Here is a 14,783-nt window from a genome sequence, read left to right on the forward strand (position 1 = left end):
TTCTTCTCCTCGACTATGCGCTGCCCTTACTCTTGCGGCATGTCCAGCACCTTGGGCTGTTGGGCCTGGTGCGGGTGTTCGTTGCCAGCGTAGACCTTCATTTTCTTCAGCATTTGCCGCCCCAGCTTCGTGCTGGGCAGCATCCCGCGCACCGCCAACTCGATCACACGGTCCGGGTGATGCGATATCTGGTTGCGCAGGGAAATCTGCTTCAAGCCGCCATGATACATGGAGTGGCGATAGTAGAACTTCTGGTCGAGCTTGCGGCCCGTCACCTGAATCTTTTCGGCATTGAGGACAATCACGTAGTCACCCATGTCCATGTGGGGCGTATACGTGGGCTTGTGTTTGCCATGCAGAATGATGGCGATTTTGCTTGCCAGTCGCCCCAGGTTTTTCCCGGCAGCGTCAACCACGTACCAATCTCGTTGAATCTCTGATGCTTTTGGCGAATAAGTTTTCACTTCCACGTCTCCTCGAGTCCATCTAGCCCTATGCACGGCCTCACGCGCCATCGCAACCATGGCTAGCGTCGCAAATCGCCGGACATTCTCTCATCGTTCAATAACGAACATGCACCAGGCACAAACCGCAAGCCGGGGCCGGCGGCGGGGCCAGACGGCGTTCAGCCGCCAGCAGCAGATCCCGCACGTCGGCGGATGTCCGCTCACCCCGCCCCACGGCCAACAACGTCGCCACGATGGTGCGCACCATGGTGCGCAGAAAGGCGTTCGCCTCGATGTCGAAGCGATACCACACGCCTTCGTCATCCACCGTCAGCCGCCACTGGGCTTGCATCACCTCACGCCGCGTGTTGCCACGCCCGGCTTTTCCTTCCGGATCCACGCCGAAGGTGGCAAAATCATGCCAGCCAACCAGGTGCGCCGCCGCTTCATTCATGGCGGCCAGGTCAAGCGGCTGCTTGACCTGGTGGGCGAAGCGTGCTCGCAGCGGCGAGCGCACCGATCCCACCCAAACCGTGTAGCCGTAATGACGGCTGCGCGCACTGAAGCGCGGGTGAAAGCCGGGCGCCGCCACCGCCAGCTCACGCACCGCCACCGCAGCCGGCAGAACGGCATTGAGCGCCCGTTCCAGGTCAGCCACCGGATGCCGCCAGGCACTCCGAAAACCGATCACCTGGCCGCTGGCATGCACTCCGGCGTCCGTGCGACCGGCGCCGCTGATCCGGATCGTCTCACAACAAACTCGTGCGAGTGCTGTTTCTAAGGTGCCTTGCACGGTTGGCCTTCCCGTTTGGATTTGCCAACCGGCGTAGTCGGTTCCGTCATACTCCACCGTCGCTCTGTAGGCAGGCCGTTGGTCGTCAGACGGTTGTATCATGATCCCAGCAAGTACTTCTCCCCCGTGGTCACCGGCCCCTGATGGGCGTCCCGGTGGCGGCGGGTTATTCCTGCACCAGCTCGATGATCGCCATCTCGGCGCCATCGCCCTGCCGCATTCCCAGCTTGTACATGCGCGTGTAACCGCCAGGGCGTGATTCATAGCGCGGGGCGATCTCATCGAACAGCTTCTGCGCCACGTCAACGCCATTGACACGCGCCGCGACTAGCCGGCGCGCATGAACCTTGTTGCCGTCGGCGCGCAGCCCGTTTTTGGCAATCGTGATCAATTTTTCCGCATCTGATCGAATCGCCCGCGCTTTGGCCTCGGTCGTCTGAATACGGCCATGCTGAAATAGCTGGCTGATCAGGTTACGCAGAAGTGCCCGGCGCTGGGCATCGTTTCGTCCTAGTGTATAACCGCTAACTTGGTGTCGCATTTCATCCTCACGCGTATCGTCGCCGGTTTAGCCAGGGGCGCCCCGTGGCAGCCCTGGCCAAGCATCCCTTACTCGGTTGCGAGCGCCGGCTCTTCAAGATTGGTATCATCATCCGTTTCGGCCACAGCGCCATCAGGCGTCCGCCGCTCGAAACGAATGGCAGACAAGAAGCCCTTCACTTCCAGGCGTTCCAGCAACTCATCGAGCGATTTGCGACCAAAGTTGCGAATCGCGAGCACTTCCTCTTCGCCCTGTTGTAGCCGCTCCAGCACCTCGCCGATCTTGGTAATCCCGGCGCGTTTCAAGCAGTTGTAAGCCCGCACCGACAAATCCAGATCCTCGATGGCCGTCTCGTAGATGCGATCAGGAATGCCCTCTTCATCCTTCTTGGGCAGGTCCGCGATCGTGGCATCCACGCCGACAATCAACGAGAAATGCTGCACCAGAATGCGCGCGCTCTCGCCGAGCGCGGCCTTCGGCGAGATGGTGCCATCTGTCCAGATTTCAATCATCAGTTTATCGTAGTCAGTTTGCTGGCCTACGCGTGTACGCTCGACGGTGTAGTTCGACTTGCGCACAGGGCCAAAGATCGCATCCACCGGAATCTCACCGAGCGGCAGCTTGGTGCGATCCTCAGACGGCGAATAGCCCTTTCCGCGCTGAACCACCATTTCAATATCTAATTCTGCTAGTTCGGAGTCAGACGCCAACAGGTACAACTCCGGGTTGATCACTTCGACGCCCACCGGGCACACCAAGTCGCCCGCGGTGATGATGCCCTCGCCAGTGACCTCAACGTGCAGGCGCTGCGGCTCATCCGTGTCGCACTTCAGGCGAATCTGCTTGATATTCAAAAGCAGCGCGGTCATGTCCTCGCGCACATGAGGGATGTCCTGGAACTCATGATGCACGTTACTGATACGAATCGAAGTGACAGCGGCCCCCGTCAACGAAGAGAGCAGAACACGGCGCAACGCATTGCCCAGGGTAATGCCATGTCCACTTTCCAGCGGGCTGATGACAAAGCGTCCGTAGTTCTGCGCACTCGCTTCACATTCGATTTTCGGCAGCATTACGCTTGACAAGTTACTACCTCCTTGCGTCATGCGATTGACGTGAAACGGAAAGCAAGTCGGGCCACCCCTGATCGCTGCAGGCAGCAGTCCTTACCCATCTCACGTGGCAATCGTCTACCGGCTGTAGAACTCAACGATCAACTGTTCGTTCAGTTGCACATCGATGTCCAAACGGCCTGGAAGCTCCACCACACGCCCGGACATGCCCGCCGTGTCGCGGCTGAGCCATGCCGGTGTGGAACGGTCATGCAGGTAATCGCTCAGACCCTTGAAATAGACGTTGCCGCGACTATTGTCGCGCACGGCCACCACATCGCCTGGCTTGACCAGGAAAGACGGGATATCGGTCTTTTGACTATTGACCGCAAAATGGCCGTGACGCACCAACTGGCGGGCCTGGGCGCGTGAATCGGCAAACCCCAGGCGGTAAACCACGTTGTCCAGCCGTGACTCCAGAATCGTCAGCAGGGTGGCGCCGGTCAGGCCTTTGGCCCGGCTGGCAGTTGAGAAGTAGCGGCGGAACTGCCGCTCCATGATACCATAAATCCGGCGCGTCTTTTGCTTTTCGCGCAGTTGACGGTTGTAGTCAGACACCTTGCGCTTGAAGGTGCCCTTGCGGCCATGCATACCTGGCACAAACGGCCGCCGTTCCACAGCGCACTTGGGCGTCAAACAACGCTCGCCCTTCAGAAACAATTTTTGACCTTCAGCTCGACACAATCTGCAAACTGGGTCCGTATATCTCGCCATCGTTTTTCCTCCAAATCAATCACGCGCCGCAGTCCAGGCGGTCACGTGGGCACGGGACAAGTTTACAGGCATACGGTAGCCCGTCCTCCTTGTCAACCGCACGACCTTGTTTTCCTAAACTCGGCGCTTCTTAGGTGGCCGACACCCGTTGTGCGGCAGGGGTGTGACATCGGTGATGGTTCGCACCCGCAAGCCCGCGCCCTGGATCGAACGGACAGCCGCCTCGCGTCCGGGGCCGGGGCCTTTGACAAACACGTCCACTTCACGCATCCCTATATCCATGGCACTCTTGCCGGCCTGCGTCGCAGCCAGGCCCGCCGCAAAGGGGGTACTCTTGCGGGAGCCTTTGAAACCGGCCAGGCCCGCGCTGCTCCAGGTCACAGTATTACCCTGGGGATCGGTAATCGTGATGATCGTGTTATTGAACGTAGACTGAATGTGCACGGCGCCCACGGGCACCATCTTCTTTTCGCGTCGTGCGGCGCCGCGGCGCGGTTCACGTCGTGCAACTCGTGGTGGCATATTAACTCCTTCTTAGGACTTTGGCGCCAGCCCGTAGGCTGGCTCCCCACACCGTTGAAAACTCCACCTGTAACGCAATCCGGCGGATTGCGCCCAGAGGCTCCGCTCTGATGGCTGAACCACAGCGCAGAGCGTTCATCCTTACTTCTTGGCCTTTGAACGACGCTTGCCAGCCACAGTCTTACGGGCGCCGCGCTTGGTGCGGGCATTGGTCCGTGTACGCTGACCGCGCGCCGGCAGGCTGCGACGATGGCGCAGGCCCCGGTAGGAACCGATCTCCTGCAATCGCTTGATGTTCAGGCTGATCTCACGCCGCAAGTCGCCTTCCACGCGGTAGTTGCGGTCAATGACCTCGCGCAGACGGGCCACTTCGGCTTCCGACAGATCCTTGACCCGCGTATCCGGGTTCACGCTGGTGACACCCAGGATTTCTTGGCTGGTGGAAGAGCCAATGCCAAAGATGTAGGTCAATGCCACTTCCACCCGCTTATCGCGCGGCAGGTCAACGCCAGCAATACGAGCCATGCTTGCCTCCTAAACTCTTAACCCTGTCGCTGCTTATGCTTGGGGTCCTGACAAATCACACGCACCACACCGTGGCGCTTGATGATCTTGCACTTTGCACAAATTCGCTTTACAGAGGGTCGAACTTTCATGAGAACACCTCTCCTTACCCCTACTTTTCGCTTCTACCCTGATCCCCTTAGCGCGACCTGGTCAGGATTTCCACACCATGATCGGTCACAGCCAGGGTGTGCTCGAAATGCGCCGATAGCCGGCGATCCTCCGGCACAACCGTCCAGTCATCGTCAAGCACCTTCGTCTTCCAGGTGCCCGCGTTGACCATCGGTTCGATGGCAATGGTCATCCCCGGCCGCAAAATCCAGTGCCTCACCTTATCATCGGGATGAAGATAATGCAGAATCTGCGGCTCTTCGTGCATTTGCCGACCAATGCCATGACCGGTGTACTCGCGCACGACGCTGAACCCCTGTGCCTCCACGTAACTCTGAATGGCCGCTGCAACATCCCCGAACGTTCTCCCGGGCACAACCTGCTCAATCGCCAGGTAGAGCGATTGTTCCGTTACAGCCAGCAAACGCTTGGCCTCGTCGCCAATCTCGCCTACCGGATACGTCCACGCAGAATCACCGTGAAAGCCTTTGTAAATGACACCGACATCCACACTGATGATGTCGCCCGCCTTCAGCATGCGCCTGGCGCTGGGAATTCCATGCACCAACTCATCATTGATCGAGGCGCAGATAGAGGCCGGGAACCCGTTGTACCCCAGAAAAGAGGGCACCCCGTTGCGTTTGCGAATCAACGCATCAGCCAGGCGATTCAGTTCACCGGTGGTTACGCCCGGCTTCACCGCCTGCTTGATGGCCTGATGCACCTCAGCCACAATTTGACCGGCACTACGCATCAGGCTCAGTTCATACGGCCCTTTCAGCGTGATGCGCGCGAGCGCCGGTTTCTCTTGCGGCCGCGTCGCTGTTCGGCGCGACAGCAACTGCCTCAAGCCTGAATTCGACTCAACACGTCCCACAGATCACTCGTTACCCTGTCAATCTCTTGCGCGCCGTTGATCTCAGCCAGCAAGCCGTGGGCGAAGTAATAGCCGATCAGGGGCGAGGTCTGTTTGTAGTAGACAAACAGACGATTGCGCACCGTCTCTGGCTGATCATCGCCTCGCTGGTAAATGTCACACTGGCTCTTATCGCCTTGCGGACATTCCCCATCCGGGGGCGGCCGGTTGAACAGCAGATGAAACACCGACTGGCAACGCCGACAGACTCGGCGGCCGGTCAGGCGAGCCATCACCTCATCATCCGTCACACTGATCAGCGGTACCAGGGCCACTTTCTGCCCTTTCCCGCTCAACATCTGGTCGAGCGCTGCGGCTTGGGCCAACGTGCGCGGGAAACCATCCAGGATGGCACCCCTGGCGCAGTCTGGCCGACTCAAACGCTCTTCTACCATCTGAATCGTTACATCATCGGGCACCAGTTCGCCCTTGTCCATGTAGCTCTTGGCCAATTGACCAAGCGGCGTCTGGTTGCGCAGGTTTTCGCGAAAGATGTCGCCGGTTGAAACCTGCCTCAGCCCCAGTCTCTCTTCAAGCCGCTGCGCCTGGGTGCCCTTACCCGCACCCGGCACGCCCAACATCACGATAAAGATCGGACTCGTTGACTCCATTGTCACACAACTCCTTGCCGTATCTGATTACTTGATGAACCCTTCATAGTGGCGCATCATCAACTGCGCTTCCAGTTGCTTCATCGTGTCGAGCACGACACCCACGACGATGAGCATACCGGTACTCGTAATCAGCATGGTGGTGGTCTCGGTCAAGTCACGTGTCAGCCAGGGCAAAACAGCCACCAGCCCCAGGAAGATGGCGCCCACCAGCGTGATCCGATTGAGAACGCCGTTGAGATAGGTCTCCGTAGGTTTACCCGGACGAATGCCCGGCACAAAACCACCTTGCTTTTGCAGTGATTCCGGCAGGTTTTGCTGCTGGAACACCACGCTGGTATAAAAGTACGTAAAGCCAAGTACCAGGAAGAAGTACATAATCCAGTACAGATTGCTCTGTGGGCTGAACATTGACGCAATCCAGGTGGCTACACTGCCAATCGTCGCGTTGGCTGAGTATACGAAGTAACTGGCAATCGTGCCAGGGAAGATCATGATACTCTGCGCGAAGATCAGCGGAATCATACCTGCAGAATTGACGCGTAGTGGAATGTGCGTACTCTGCCCACCCACCATCATCAACCGATTGCCACGCATGACACGCACCCGCTTGCCATACTGCACCGGAATGCGCCGCTGTCCTTCCTGCACCACAACGATGACGGCCACCGTCACGACGGTGACCAGGAGGAAAACCACGAACGACAGCACATTGTTGGCCAGCAAATTACCCACCGATTGGGGAATGCGTGCCACGATGCCGCCGAAGATGATGATCGAGACGCCGTTGCCAATGCCCTGCTCGGTGATCAACTCACCCAGCCAGATGGCGAACATGGTCCCAGCCGTCAAGGCAATAATCGTTGTTAAGGTCTCCAGGGGATACTGCGTGAACCCAAACGTGGACAATACTGGCGTGCCGGAGGTCTGCGAGCGGGTCAGGATGGTCGCCTGACCATAGGCCTGCAACGCAGCCAGCGGAATCGTCAACCAGTTCTGATATTGGTTGATCCGATTGCGGCCGGCCTCACCTTCCTTTTGTAGCGCTTCCAGTCGCGGCACAATCGGAATCAACAACTGCATGATGATGGACGCGGTGATGTACGGATAGACGCCCATCGCCATGATCGAGAAATTCGACATCGCGCCGCCAGAGAACATGTCAAGCAGGCCCAACAATTGGTTCGTTTGGAAAAGCTGACGCAATCCTTCCGCGTTGACACCGGTCACCGGTACGTGAGCCGCCAAGCGGTACACCACCAGGATCAGGAAGGTGGTCAACAGCTTGCGACGTAAGTCTGGCAACTTAAAGGCGTTACGCACGGCTTGCAGCATTTGCATGGAACTGATCTCCTCATAGCGCATCGCCGTCAAGCAGGTCGCCTAGCAACCTGTCTTCACGGCCAACGCCTTAGCGCCGATCGTGCTTGGTCTGCACCGACAGCGCTTCCACAGTACCACCAGCCGCTTCGATCTTCTGGCGGGCACTGGCCGAAATGCGATGGGCTTTCACGGTCAGCGGGCGATCAAGCTCACCGTTCCCCAGAATGGCCACACGTTTGTCAGCCGGCTTGATAATGCCAGCTTCGGCCAGCGTCTCCGGTGACACAATGCTGCCGGCCTCGAACACCGTCAGGCGATCCAGGTTGACCGGCTTGAACTCGATGCGCCACAGGTTATTGAAGCCGGGCAGGTGAGGCAAGCGACGTACCAGCGGCAACTGACCGCCTTCGAAGTACGGCGCTACGCTGCGGCCGCTGCGCGCATTCTGACCCTTGGTGCCCTTACCGGCCGTCTTACCCCGACCAGCGCCGCTACCGCGGCCCACGCGCACACGCGGCTGCTTGGCGCCGACTACTGGCTTGAGATCATGTAATTGCATAACTTCTCCCTACTCAAGCACTGACTTCTTCGACGCGAACCAGGTGCGGAACCTTGCCGATCATGCCCCGAATGGCGGGCGTATCAGCATGGAAGACAGTCTGGCCCAGGCGGCGGAGTCCCAATGCCAGGACTGTGCGCTTCTGACTTTCTTCGTAGCCAATGGAGCTTTTCACGTAGGTCACGCGCAAGCGTCCGCTGCTATTATCCTTGTTTGGCATCTGCCTTTTGCCTCCAGAACGGCAGCAGGCTATCGGCAGGCTTACCGCGGCGTGCCGCTTCTGCCTCGACATCCTTGAGCGAGTTGAGCGCCGCATGGGTCGCTTTCACCACGTTCAGCATGTTACTGCTGCCCAGGGATTTGGTCAGGATATCCTTGATGCCAGCGGCTTCCACCACGGCACGTACCCCACCACCGGCCACAACGCCAGTTCCCGGCGACGCCGGCTTGAGCATCACCTCGGCTGCGCCGAAGCGCACGCGTACTTCGTGCGGAATCGTCCGTCCCGCCAGGAACACAGGGCGCATGTCTTTGTGCGCACGTTCCGTCCCCTTACGAATGGCGTCCGGCACTTCGCGTGCCTTGCCGATGCCGATGCCGATCTTGCCGTTATTGTCGCCCACCACCACCACAGCGCGGAAGGTGAACCGGCGACCGCCCTTGACTACCTTGGCCGTGCGGGCGATATGTACGACGCGCTCGTCTAATTGCTCGCGATCTTCTTCGCGAGGACGTCGCTGTTCGCGTTCTCTCTTCTTCTCAGGCATGTATCCTCCTGCTCGGCGCCGGCCGCCCGGCCGGTCGCCATTGTCCGCATCGCGTCGGCTGACGCGGCCATTCCAGCGTTAGAAATCCAAACCCTTGGCGCGCGAGCCTTCGGCCAACGCCTTGACACGGCCATGATAAATGTAGCCGCCCCGGTCGAACACCACCTGTTTGATGCCGGCAGCCAGTGCGCGCTCGGCAATGATCTCGCCAACCAGCGTCGCCTGTGCCACCTTGTTCAGTCCAGTCGCCCGGGTGCGCATCGCCGGGTCAACCGTCGAAGCAGAGACCAGGGTGCGCCCTTGCTCATCATCAATGATCTGGGCATAGATGTGATCCAGGCTGCGGAATACATTCAGCCGGGGCCGTTGCGCAGTCCCCACTACATGTCGGCGAATGCGTGCATGCCGCCGCGTGCGTGCTGTTGCACTGTCATTTCTTGCCATGAGTCGTTACTCCCTTACTTGCCGCCCTTGCCAACTTTGCCTGCCTTGCCTGCCTTGATGCGGACGACCTCATTCACATAGCGGATACCCTTGCCCTTATAAGGCTCCGGCGGCCGAATGCGACGAATGCGTGCGGCGGTCTCGCCAACCACTTCTTTGTCAGCGCCCTCCACCGTCACCCGTGAATTCTTATCAGGCGTCGGGACAACGGCGAACGACACACCGGCCGGCGGCAGAAACTCCACGGGATGAGAGTAACCCACAAAGAGCATCAGGTTTTTGCCTTGCAATTCGGCCCGATAGCCAACCCCAATAATGTCCAGGTCCTTCTTGAAACCGCTCGAAACACCGACCACCATGTTGTTCAGCAGCGCGCGCACCAAGCCGTGGGTTGAACGCTGAAAGCGGTTCTCGGCATAACGCTGCACCGTCAGAGTGCCATCGGTCAGGTCAATGGCCATAGTGGTTGAAAATTGCCTGCTCAGCGTACCACGCGGCCCTGTTACTGTCACTTCATTGCCCGGGGCAATGTCAACCGACACGCCATTAGGCAACTTAATGGGAAGTTTACCAACTCTTGACATAGTTCCCTCGCAAGTTTCTGCCGGCTACCAAACGTAGCACAACACTTCGCCGCCCAAATGGGCACGTCGTGCCTGGCGGTCAGTCATCATGCCGCGCGGGGTTGTCAAGATGGCAACACCCATCCCACTCAGCACCCACGGGATTTCGCGGTACGGTGTATAGACACGGCAGCCCGGCTTGCTCACCCGCTTCAGGCCCGAGAGTACCGGTTTGCGGTTCTTGTCATATTTCAGAATGATGCGCAGCATCGGCTGCGGGCGGTCGCGCGTCACATCATAGTGCTGAATGAAGCCCTCTTCCTTGAGAAGGCGGGCAACCGCAACTTTCATCTTCGAGCTGGGGATCAGCACTTGGCGATGCCGAGCCATCAGCGCATTGCGAATGCGTGTCAACATATCCGCAATCGGATCATTAACCATCGTCTTTCACTCCCGAGGGCACACTGGTAAGTGACTCAACACTCCTGGTGGCCCCACTCACTAATATGGCTTCCCTGAACCCACACAGAGGCGCCGGCGCGGCGCCTGGTATTGCTCCGACCAGCCCAACGGCGGCGGCGGTTTTTACCAGCTCGACTTCACCACGCCCGGCAACCGTCCCACCAAAGCCTCTTGGCGAAAACAGATACGGCACAGACCAAAACGGCGCATGTAGGCACGCGGGCGCCCGCACATCTTACACCGATTGCGCACGCGCACAGCATACTTACGATGTGCTTCCTTAATGACAATTGACTTTTTGGCCACAGTTTCTCCTCGTCCTCACCGGTCTTCCCGACCGCCGACCCCGTCCAACCCGCCTTCGCGCGGTCTGCCAGGGATACTACTGCGAGCGAAATGGCATACCGAACAACTGCAACAGTCGGCGCCCCTCATCGTCCGTCTTGGCCGTCGTCACGACGGTGATTTCCATCCCACGTACACGGTCAACCTTGTCGTAATCAATTTCCGGCCAGATCAGCTGCTCACGCAGTCCCAGGCTATAGTTGCCACGGCCATCGAAAGCGTCGGGTGACACACCGCGAAAGTCACGCTGACGCGCCAGCGCGATATTGCACAGTCTGTCCATGAATTCGTACATGCGAGTGCCACGCAGCGTCACCTTCACGCCAATCGCGTTGCCCTCACGCAGTTTGAACGTCGCAATCGAGCGCCGGGCCTTGGTGATCACCGGTTTCTGTCCAGTGATCGTCGCCAGGTCGCCCGCGGCCGCTTCCAGGGCCTTGGCATTTTGTAGTGCCTCGCCCATCCCGATATTCACGACGATCTTTTCGATCCGCGGCACTTCATTGACATTCTTGTAGCCAAAATCCTCGCGCATGGCCTTGATAATGTCATTGTGATAGCGCACCTTAAGTTTTGGTTGTGCGTTCATCGTTTACTCCGTCTCTTTCGCCATCATCAATCAATGGCTTCGTCGGTGCCCGCTTCGCGACGCACCTTACGGCCATCGGCGCCCACCATCGAGCCGACGCGTACCGGCTCATTCGACTTGGGCGAAACGAGCATCACATTGGAAACGTGAATTGGCGCCTCGCGCTCAATGCGGCCGACCTGGGTGCGTACATTGCCGGTGCGCCGTTGGTGTTTGATGATCAGGTTGACGCCTGCCACTACCACGCGGACATCATTTGGATCTCTGTGCCCCAACTTATCCCTGCCCAGCAGCACCGTATTGACCTTGCCACGCGCCCCCGATGTTCGCCTCGAATGACTTCAACCGTGTCGCCTTTTCTAATCTTCATAACCCGGCTCTCCTCGTTACTCGCTCACTTCCACTGGCTTTGGCTGTTGACACCACGTCTTAAAGCGTTTCCGGAGCCAGGGACACGATCTTCATGAAGCCTCGCTCGCGCAGCTCACGGGCCACCGGGCCAAAGATGCGCGTCCCCTTGGGGTTCTTCGCTTCATCAATGATGACCGCCGCATTATCATCGAATTTGATATGTGAACCGTCAGAGCGGCCGTACCCGCGTGCGGTGCGCACGACCACGGCGCGTACCACATCGCCTTTCTTGACCGAGCCATTGGGCGCAGCCTGTTTGACCGAGGCGACAATAATGTCACCCACCGAAGCATAGCGGCGCGTGGAGCCACCCTTGACACGAATGCACAGGATTTCTTTGGCGCCTGTATTGTCTGCAACAACCAACCGGCTTTCCTGTTGAATCATTGTTGTCTCCTTCTGTGTGAATCACCGAACCGTCGCGTATCACAGCCCCGCCCAGTCATGCGACCAGGCCGCACGTGCGGCACGGTTGCGGAAAACGAATCAAACCACTTCCTGGTTCGAGCGATTCAGAATCTCGGTAACCACCCAACGCTTGTGGCGGCTCAGCGGTTGAGATTCCAGGATATGCACCATGTCACCTATCTGGCAGGTGTTATTCTCATCGTGCGCCATGAAGCGCCGGGTGATCTTGATGACCTTGCCGTACAGCGCGTGACGGCGCACACGTTCCACCGTCACGACCACGGTTTTGTCCATCTTGTTGCTGGCCACGCGGCCAACCAATATCTTACGCTGTTCACGCATAATTCTTTCCTCCGACGTCGGCTTTCAGGCCACGCTCCCTGCAGCATACCAGGCTTCCAATTCACGCTCACGCAGAATAGTCTTCAACCGGGCAATGTCACGCTTCACCACCGTCAGGCGGCTGGTGTTCTTCATCTGGCCGGTTGACATCTGAAAGCGCAGATTGAACAACTCCTGATAGGAGGCATCCAGCTTGACGCCAACTTCATCGGTTGTCAGCGTACGAATTTCTCTTGACACCATCTTGGGCTCCTCTTTACTACGCCGCGGCGCCCGTCGCTACGGCGCCCATCGCCTCGCCCGCCACTTCCGGCGCGGCTGACTCTGCGGCACGCGACACGATCTGCGTCCTGATAGACAGCTTGAAGGATGCCAACTGGAAAGCCTCTTTTGCCGCCTCTTCCGTCACACCGGCCAACTCGAACAGCATCAGTCCCGGACGCACAACCGCCACCCAGTGATCTACCGGCCCCTTACCGCTACCCATGCGGGTCTCGGCAGGCTTCTTGGTCACCGGTTTGTCCGGGAAGACACGAATCCACAACTTACCACCGCGACGAATGAAGCGCACGATCGTGCGACGAGCCGCTTCGATCTGGCGGCTGGTCATCCAGCACGGTTCAAGGGCCTGCATGCCGTACTCACCAAAGGCAACCTGGTTGCCCCGGCCAGCCGTCCCGCGCATATGGCCACGGTGCATTTTTCGATACTTTACACGCTTCGGCATTAACATCGTTTATTTGCTCCTAAATTCCACGGCCTGCGGGCGCCGCCACGCGCTGGCTTACTCCATCGTCTGCACAGGCTTGGTTTCACTCGGGCGCGCCATGCCAGGCAGAACTTCGCCCTTGTAAATCCAAACCTTGATTCCAATGCGGCCGAAAGTCGTCAACGCTTCGGAAAAGGAGTAGTCAATGTTCGCACGCAGGGTGTGCCGTGGAATCTGGCCGTCACGCACCGAGTCGCGACGGGCCATTTCTGATCCGGCCAGACGACCGCTGCATGTGATCATGATACCCTTGGCGCCCAGCCGCATGGCACGCGTCACCGCCTGCTTCATGGCACGCTTGTACGAAATGCGCTTCTCCAGTTGCTCGGCAACGCTCTGGCTCACCAGGTAGGCGTCCAACTCCGGCCGCTCGATTTCCTCGATGTCAATCTTGACCTTCTTTCCGGTCATAGTCTGCAGCTTGGTGCGCAGATCGTTGACATTGGCGCCCTTGCGTCCGATAATGATGCCTGGCTTGGCCGTATGCACACGCAAGGACACCTGGTTCGGGAAGCGCTCGATTTCGAGCAACGAGATGCCGGCGCCCGTAATTAATTTCATCACCATCTGGCGGATGGCGCGATCCTCTTGTAATTGCTGCACATATCGCTGACCCGATGCAAACCAGCGGGTCTGATGATCACGAATGATCCCTAATCTAAAACCAATTGGATGAACCTTGCGACCCAATGCGTCCTCCGTATCCTGGGTTTTCCCGGCCCTCGGCTGCCACAGTCGGCGGCCCGCGCCCCAGCTATCATGAAATCCCTGCCGTCCAGCCGACAGTTCGTGTGCAATGTTTCCGCCGACTTACGCGTTCTCTACTTCCGCCAACACCACGCAGATATGAGAACTGCGGCGCAGAAGCGGCTTGAAGCGACCACGTGCGCCGAAACGTCGCCATTTGCGCGTCGAACCCACGTCGGCCCAAATGGCGCTCACGACCATATTTTCCTGGTCCAAGCCCAGGTTCTCCTCGGCGTTGGCCATGGCAGACTTGATCGTGGCTGCCACCGGCTTGGCTGCCGCTTGCGGCATCACCGCCAGGAAGGCCAAGGCCTCAGTCGCCCGACGGCCACGCACCTGGTCAACTACCAGGCGTACCTTTTGCGCCGACAGACCCACATGTTTGGTGGTCGCTCTCACGGTTACGACGTCACTCATGCTTGCTTCCCTCCTGGCGCCTTCGTTGCCACCTTCGTCGGTTTTTCCCTGGCCGCATGACCACGGAAGAAGCGCGTCGGCGCAAACTCGCCCAGCTTGTGGCCCACCATATTCTCGGTGACGTAAATCGGCACATGGCGCCTGCCGTCATGCACGGCCATGGTATGGCCCACGAACTGCGGGAAGATCGTTGAGTCGCGTGACCAGGTCTTCAGCACGCGCTTCTCACCCCGGCGATTCATCATCTCGATCTTCTTCAGCAGCTTCGGGTCTACAAACGGTCCCTTTTTCAATGAACGTGACACAG

The 14,783-nt window shown here is 58.7% G+C and carries 26 protein-coding genes and 1 pseudogene; all 27 read right to left on the reverse strand.

All coding sequences use genetic code 11. The features are described from left to right. Positions 1 to 26: 26 nt before the first annotated feature. The 27 genes and pseudogenes from rplM to rpsS all read right to left on the reverse strand — a co-directional run bounded on the left by rplM (position 27) and on the right by rpsS (position 14,781). On the reverse strand, positions 27 to 464 hold the full coding sequence (rplM, locus tag IPF85_RS11745; RefSeq protein WP_343408405.1) for a 50S ribosomal protein L13: 438 nt from the start codon (positions 462 to 464) through the stop codon (positions 27 to 29). 97 nt (positions 465 to 561) lie between these two features. Continuing rightward, on the reverse strand, positions 562 to 1,341 hold the full coding sequence (gene truA / locus IPF85_RS11750; RefSeq protein ID WP_343408274.1) for a tRNA pseudouridine(38-40) synthase TruA: 780 nt from the start codon (positions 1,339 to 1,341) through the stop codon (positions 562 to 564). 64 nt (positions 1,342 to 1,405) lie between these two features. Continuing rightward, positions 1,406 to 1,780, reverse strand: a complete 375-nt coding sequence (gene rplQ, locus IPF85_RS11755; protein WP_343408275.1) for a 50S ribosomal protein L17 — start codon at positions 1,778 to 1,780, stop codon at positions 1,406 to 1,408. Positions 1,781 to 1,848: 68 nt separating this feature from the next. Then, positions 1,849 to 2,865 (reverse strand): DNA-directed RNA polymerase subunit alpha, encoded by a 1,017-nt coding sequence (locus IPF85_RS11760; protein ID WP_343408276.1) that lies wholly within the window; start codon positions 2,863 to 2,865, stop codon positions 1,849 to 1,851. Between the two features lie 105 nt (positions 2,866 to 2,970). Beyond that, positions 2,971 to 3,606: a 30S ribosomal protein S4 gene (rpsD, locus tag IPF85_RS11765; RefSeq protein WP_343408277.1), complete on the reverse strand. Its 636-nt coding sequence runs from the start codon at positions 3,604 to 3,606 to the stop codon at positions 2,971 to 2,973. A 114-nt stretch (positions 3,607 to 3,720) separates the two neighbouring features. Next, entirely contained in the window at positions 3,721 to 4,128 is a 408-nt protein-coding gene (gene rpsK, locus IPF85_RS11770) for a 30S ribosomal protein S11 (RefSeq protein ID WP_343408278.1), read from the reverse strand. A 141-nt stretch (positions 4,129 to 4,269) separates the two neighbouring features. Then, positions 4,270 to 4,653: a 30S ribosomal protein S13 gene (gene rpsM / locus IPF85_RS11775; RefSeq protein WP_343408279.1), complete on the reverse strand. Its 384-nt coding sequence runs from the start codon at positions 4,651 to 4,653 to the stop codon at positions 4,270 to 4,272. Positions 4,654 to 4,670: 17 nt separating this feature from the next. Next, positions 4,671 to 4,784 carry a 50S ribosomal protein L36 gene (gene rpmJ / locus IPF85_RS11780; protein WP_343408280.1) on the reverse strand — a complete coding sequence of 38 codons (114 nt, stop codon included), beginning with the start codon at positions 4,782 to 4,784 and terminating at the stop codon, positions 4,671 to 4,673. 47 nt (positions 4,785 to 4,831) lie between these two features. Then, positions 4,832 to 5,590, reverse strand: coding sequence for a type I methionyl aminopeptidase (map, locus tag IPF85_RS11785; protein WP_343408406.1), 759 nt, complete (start codon positions 5,588 to 5,590; stop codon positions 4,832 to 4,834). Between the two features lie 59 nt (positions 5,591 to 5,649). Next, entirely contained in the window at positions 5,650 to 6,312 is a 663-nt protein-coding gene (locus IPF85_RS11790; RefSeq protein ID WP_343408407.1) for an adenylate kinase, read from the reverse strand. A 45-nt stretch (positions 6,313 to 6,357) separates the two neighbouring features. Continuing rightward, complete coding sequence (secY, locus tag IPF85_RS11795; RefSeq protein ID WP_343408408.1) at positions 6,358 to 7,665, reverse strand: preprotein translocase subunit SecY; 1,308 nt, start codon at positions 7,663 to 7,665, stop codon at positions 6,358 to 6,360. Between the two features lie 76 nt (positions 7,666 to 7,741). After that, the gene (gene rplO, locus IPF85_RS11800; RefSeq protein ID WP_343408281.1) at positions 7,742 to 8,212 is read right to left on the reverse strand and encodes a 50S ribosomal protein L15; all 471 of its coding nucleotides are present in this window, start codon (positions 8,210 to 8,212) and stop codon (positions 7,742 to 7,744) included. A gap of 13 nt (positions 8,213 to 8,225) precedes the next feature. Further along, on the reverse strand, positions 8,226 to 8,432 hold the full coding sequence (gene rpmD / locus IPF85_RS11805) for a 50S ribosomal protein L30 (RefSeq protein WP_343408282.1): 207 nt from the start codon (positions 8,430 to 8,432) through the stop codon (positions 8,226 to 8,228). After that, positions 8,416 to 8,979 (reverse strand): 30S ribosomal protein S5, encoded by a 564-nt coding sequence (gene rpsE / locus IPF85_RS11810; RefSeq protein ID WP_343408283.1) that lies wholly within the window; start codon positions 8,977 to 8,979, stop codon positions 8,416 to 8,418. Before rpsE ends, rpmD begins: the two co-directional genes overlap by 17 nt. A gap of 78 nt (positions 8,980 to 9,057) precedes the next feature. Next, positions 9,058 to 9,423, reverse strand: coding sequence for a 50S ribosomal protein L18 (gene rplR, locus IPF85_RS11815; RefSeq protein WP_343408284.1), 366 nt, complete (start codon positions 9,421 to 9,423; stop codon positions 9,058 to 9,060). A gap of 14 nt (positions 9,424 to 9,437) precedes the next feature. Next, positions 9,438 to 10,007: a 50S ribosomal protein L6 gene (gene rplF / locus IPF85_RS11820; protein ID WP_343408285.1), complete on the reverse strand. Its 570-nt coding sequence runs from the start codon at positions 10,005 to 10,007 to the stop codon at positions 9,438 to 9,440. 24 nt (positions 10,008 to 10,031) lie between these two features. Continuing rightward, positions 10,032 to 10,427 (reverse strand): 30S ribosomal protein S8, encoded by a 396-nt coding sequence (gene rpsH, locus IPF85_RS11825; protein ID WP_343408286.1) that lies wholly within the window; start codon positions 10,425 to 10,427, stop codon positions 10,032 to 10,034. A gap of 144 nt (positions 10,428 to 10,571) precedes the next feature. Continuing rightward, positions 10,572 to 10,754 (reverse strand): type Z 30S ribosomal protein S14, encoded by a 183-nt coding sequence (locus tag IPF85_RS11830; RefSeq protein ID WP_343408287.1) that lies wholly within the window; start codon positions 10,752 to 10,754, stop codon positions 10,572 to 10,574. A gap of 76 nt (positions 10,755 to 10,830) precedes the next feature. Next, the gene (gene rplE / locus IPF85_RS11835) at positions 10,831 to 11,382 is read right to left on the reverse strand and encodes a 50S ribosomal protein L5 (RefSeq protein WP_343408288.1); all 552 of its coding nucleotides are present in this window, start codon (positions 11,380 to 11,382) and stop codon (positions 10,831 to 10,833) included. A gap of 26 nt (positions 11,383 to 11,408) precedes the next feature. Further along, positions 11,409 to 11,752, reverse strand: a pseudogene (gene rplX / locus IPF85_RS11840) (50S ribosomal protein L24). A 59-nt stretch (positions 11,753 to 11,811) separates the two neighbouring features. Next, the gene (gene rplN, locus IPF85_RS11845) at positions 11,812 to 12,180 is read right to left on the reverse strand and encodes a 50S ribosomal protein L14 (protein WP_343408289.1); all 369 of its coding nucleotides are present in this window, start codon (positions 12,178 to 12,180) and stop codon (positions 11,812 to 11,814) included. Between the two features lie 99 nt (positions 12,181 to 12,279). Further along, positions 12,280 to 12,543, reverse strand: a complete 264-nt coding sequence (gene rpsQ, locus IPF85_RS11850; protein WP_343408290.1) for a 30S ribosomal protein S17 — start codon at positions 12,541 to 12,543, stop codon at positions 12,280 to 12,282. A gap of 24 nt (positions 12,544 to 12,567) precedes the next feature. Further along, positions 12,568 to 12,786, reverse strand: a complete 219-nt coding sequence (gene rpmC / locus IPF85_RS11855) for a 50S ribosomal protein L29 (RefSeq protein WP_343408291.1) — start codon at positions 12,784 to 12,786, stop codon at positions 12,568 to 12,570. A gap of 16 nt (positions 12,787 to 12,802) precedes the next feature. Then, positions 12,803 to 13,276, reverse strand: coding sequence for a 50S ribosomal protein L16 (gene rplP, locus IPF85_RS11860; protein WP_343408292.1), 474 nt, complete (start codon positions 13,274 to 13,276; stop codon positions 12,803 to 12,805). A 51-nt stretch (positions 13,277 to 13,327) separates the two neighbouring features. After that, positions 13,328 to 14,002 carry a 30S ribosomal protein S3 gene (gene rpsC, locus IPF85_RS11865; RefSeq protein WP_343408293.1) on the reverse strand — a complete coding sequence of 225 codons (675 nt, stop codon included), beginning with the start codon at positions 14,000 to 14,002 and terminating at the stop codon, positions 13,328 to 13,330. Between the two features lie 120 nt (positions 14,003 to 14,122). Continuing rightward, positions 14,123 to 14,476: a 50S ribosomal protein L22 gene (gene rplV, locus IPF85_RS11870; protein ID WP_343408294.1), complete on the reverse strand. Its 354-nt coding sequence runs from the start codon at positions 14,474 to 14,476 to the stop codon at positions 14,123 to 14,125. Continuing rightward, a complete protein-coding gene (rpsS, locus tag IPF85_RS11875) occupies positions 14,473 to 14,781 on the reverse strand; it encodes a 30S ribosomal protein S19 (RefSeq protein WP_343408295.1) in 309 nt (102 codons plus the stop codon). Before rpsS ends, rplV begins: the two co-directional genes overlap by 4 nt. Positions 14,782 to 14,783 lie beyond the last annotated feature (2 nt).

The organism is Candidatus Amarolinea dominans, from assembly GCF_016704685.1.
Classification (GTDB): domain Bacteria; phylum Chloroflexota; class Anaerolineae; order SSC4; family Amarolineaceae; genus Amarolinea; species Amarolinea dominans.

Bases quoted from the DNA above. Each gene is read 5' to 3' on its own strand.
- truA (WP_343408274.1), bottom strand. From the start codon at position 1,341: ATGATACAACCGTCTGACGACCAACGGCCTGCCTACAGAGCGACGGTG.
- rplQ (WP_343408275.1), bottom strand. From the start codon at position 1,780: ATGCGACACCAAGTTAGCGGTTATACACTAGGACGAAACGATGCCCAG.
- rpsD (WP_343408277.1), bottom strand. From the start codon at position 3,606: ATGGCGAGATATACGGACCCAGTTTGCAGATTGTGTCGAGCTGAAGGT.
- rpsK (WP_343408278.1), bottom strand. From the start codon at position 4,128: ATGCCACCACGAGTTGCACGACGTGAACCGCGCCGCGGCGCCGCACGA.
- rpsM (WP_343408279.1), bottom strand. From the start codon at position 4,653: ATGGCTCGTATTGCTGGCGTTGACCTGCCGCGCGATAAGCGGGTGGAA.
- rpmJ (WP_343408280.1), bottom strand. From the start codon at position 4,784: ATGAAAGTTCGACCCTCTGTAAAGCGAATTTGTGCAAAGTGCAAGATC.
- secY (WP_343408408.1), bottom strand. From the start codon at position 7,665: ATGCTGCAAGCCGTGCGTAACGCCTTTAAGTTGCCAGACTTACGTCGC.
- rplO (WP_343408281.1), bottom strand. From the start codon at position 8,212: ATGCAATTACATGATCTCAAGCCAGTAGTCGGCGCCAAGCAGCCGCGT.
- rpmD (WP_343408282.1), bottom strand. From the start codon at position 8,432: ATGCCAAACAAGGATAATAGCAGCGGACGCTTGCGCGTGACCTACGTG.
- rpsE (WP_343408283.1), bottom strand. From the start codon at position 8,979: ATGCCTGAGAAGAAGAGAGAACGCGAACAGCGACGTCCTCGCGAAGAA.
- rplR (WP_343408284.1), bottom strand. From the start codon at position 9,423: ATGGCAAGAAATGACAGTGCAACAGCACGCACGCGGCGGCATGCACGC.
- rplF (WP_343408285.1), bottom strand. From the start codon at position 10,007: ATGTCAAGAGTTGGTAAACTTCCCATTAAGTTGCCTAATGGCGTGTCG.
- rpsH (WP_343408286.1), bottom strand. From the start codon at position 10,427: ATGGTTAATGATCCGATTGCGGATATGTTGACACGCATTCGCAATGCG.
- rplE (WP_343408288.1), bottom strand. From the start codon at position 11,382: ATGAACGCACAACCAAAACTTAAGGTGCGCTATCACAATGACATTATC.
- rplN (WP_343408289.1), bottom strand. From the start codon at position 12,180: ATGATTCAACAGGAAAGCCGGTTGGTTGTTGCAGACAATACAGGCGCC.
- rpsQ (WP_343408290.1), bottom strand. From the start codon at position 12,543: ATGCGTGAACAGCGTAAGATATTGGTTGGCCGCGTGGCCAGCAACAAG.
- rpmC (WP_343408291.1), bottom strand. From the start codon at position 12,786: ATGGTGTCAAGAGAAATTCGTACGCTGACAACCGATGAAGTTGGCGTC.
- rplP (WP_343408292.1), bottom strand. From the start codon at position 13,276: ATGTTAATGCCGAAGCGTGTAAAGTATCGAAAAATGCACCGTGGCCAT.
- rplV (WP_343408294.1), bottom strand. From the start codon at position 14,476: ATGAGTGACGTCGTAACCGTGAGAGCGACCACCAAACATGTGGGTCTG.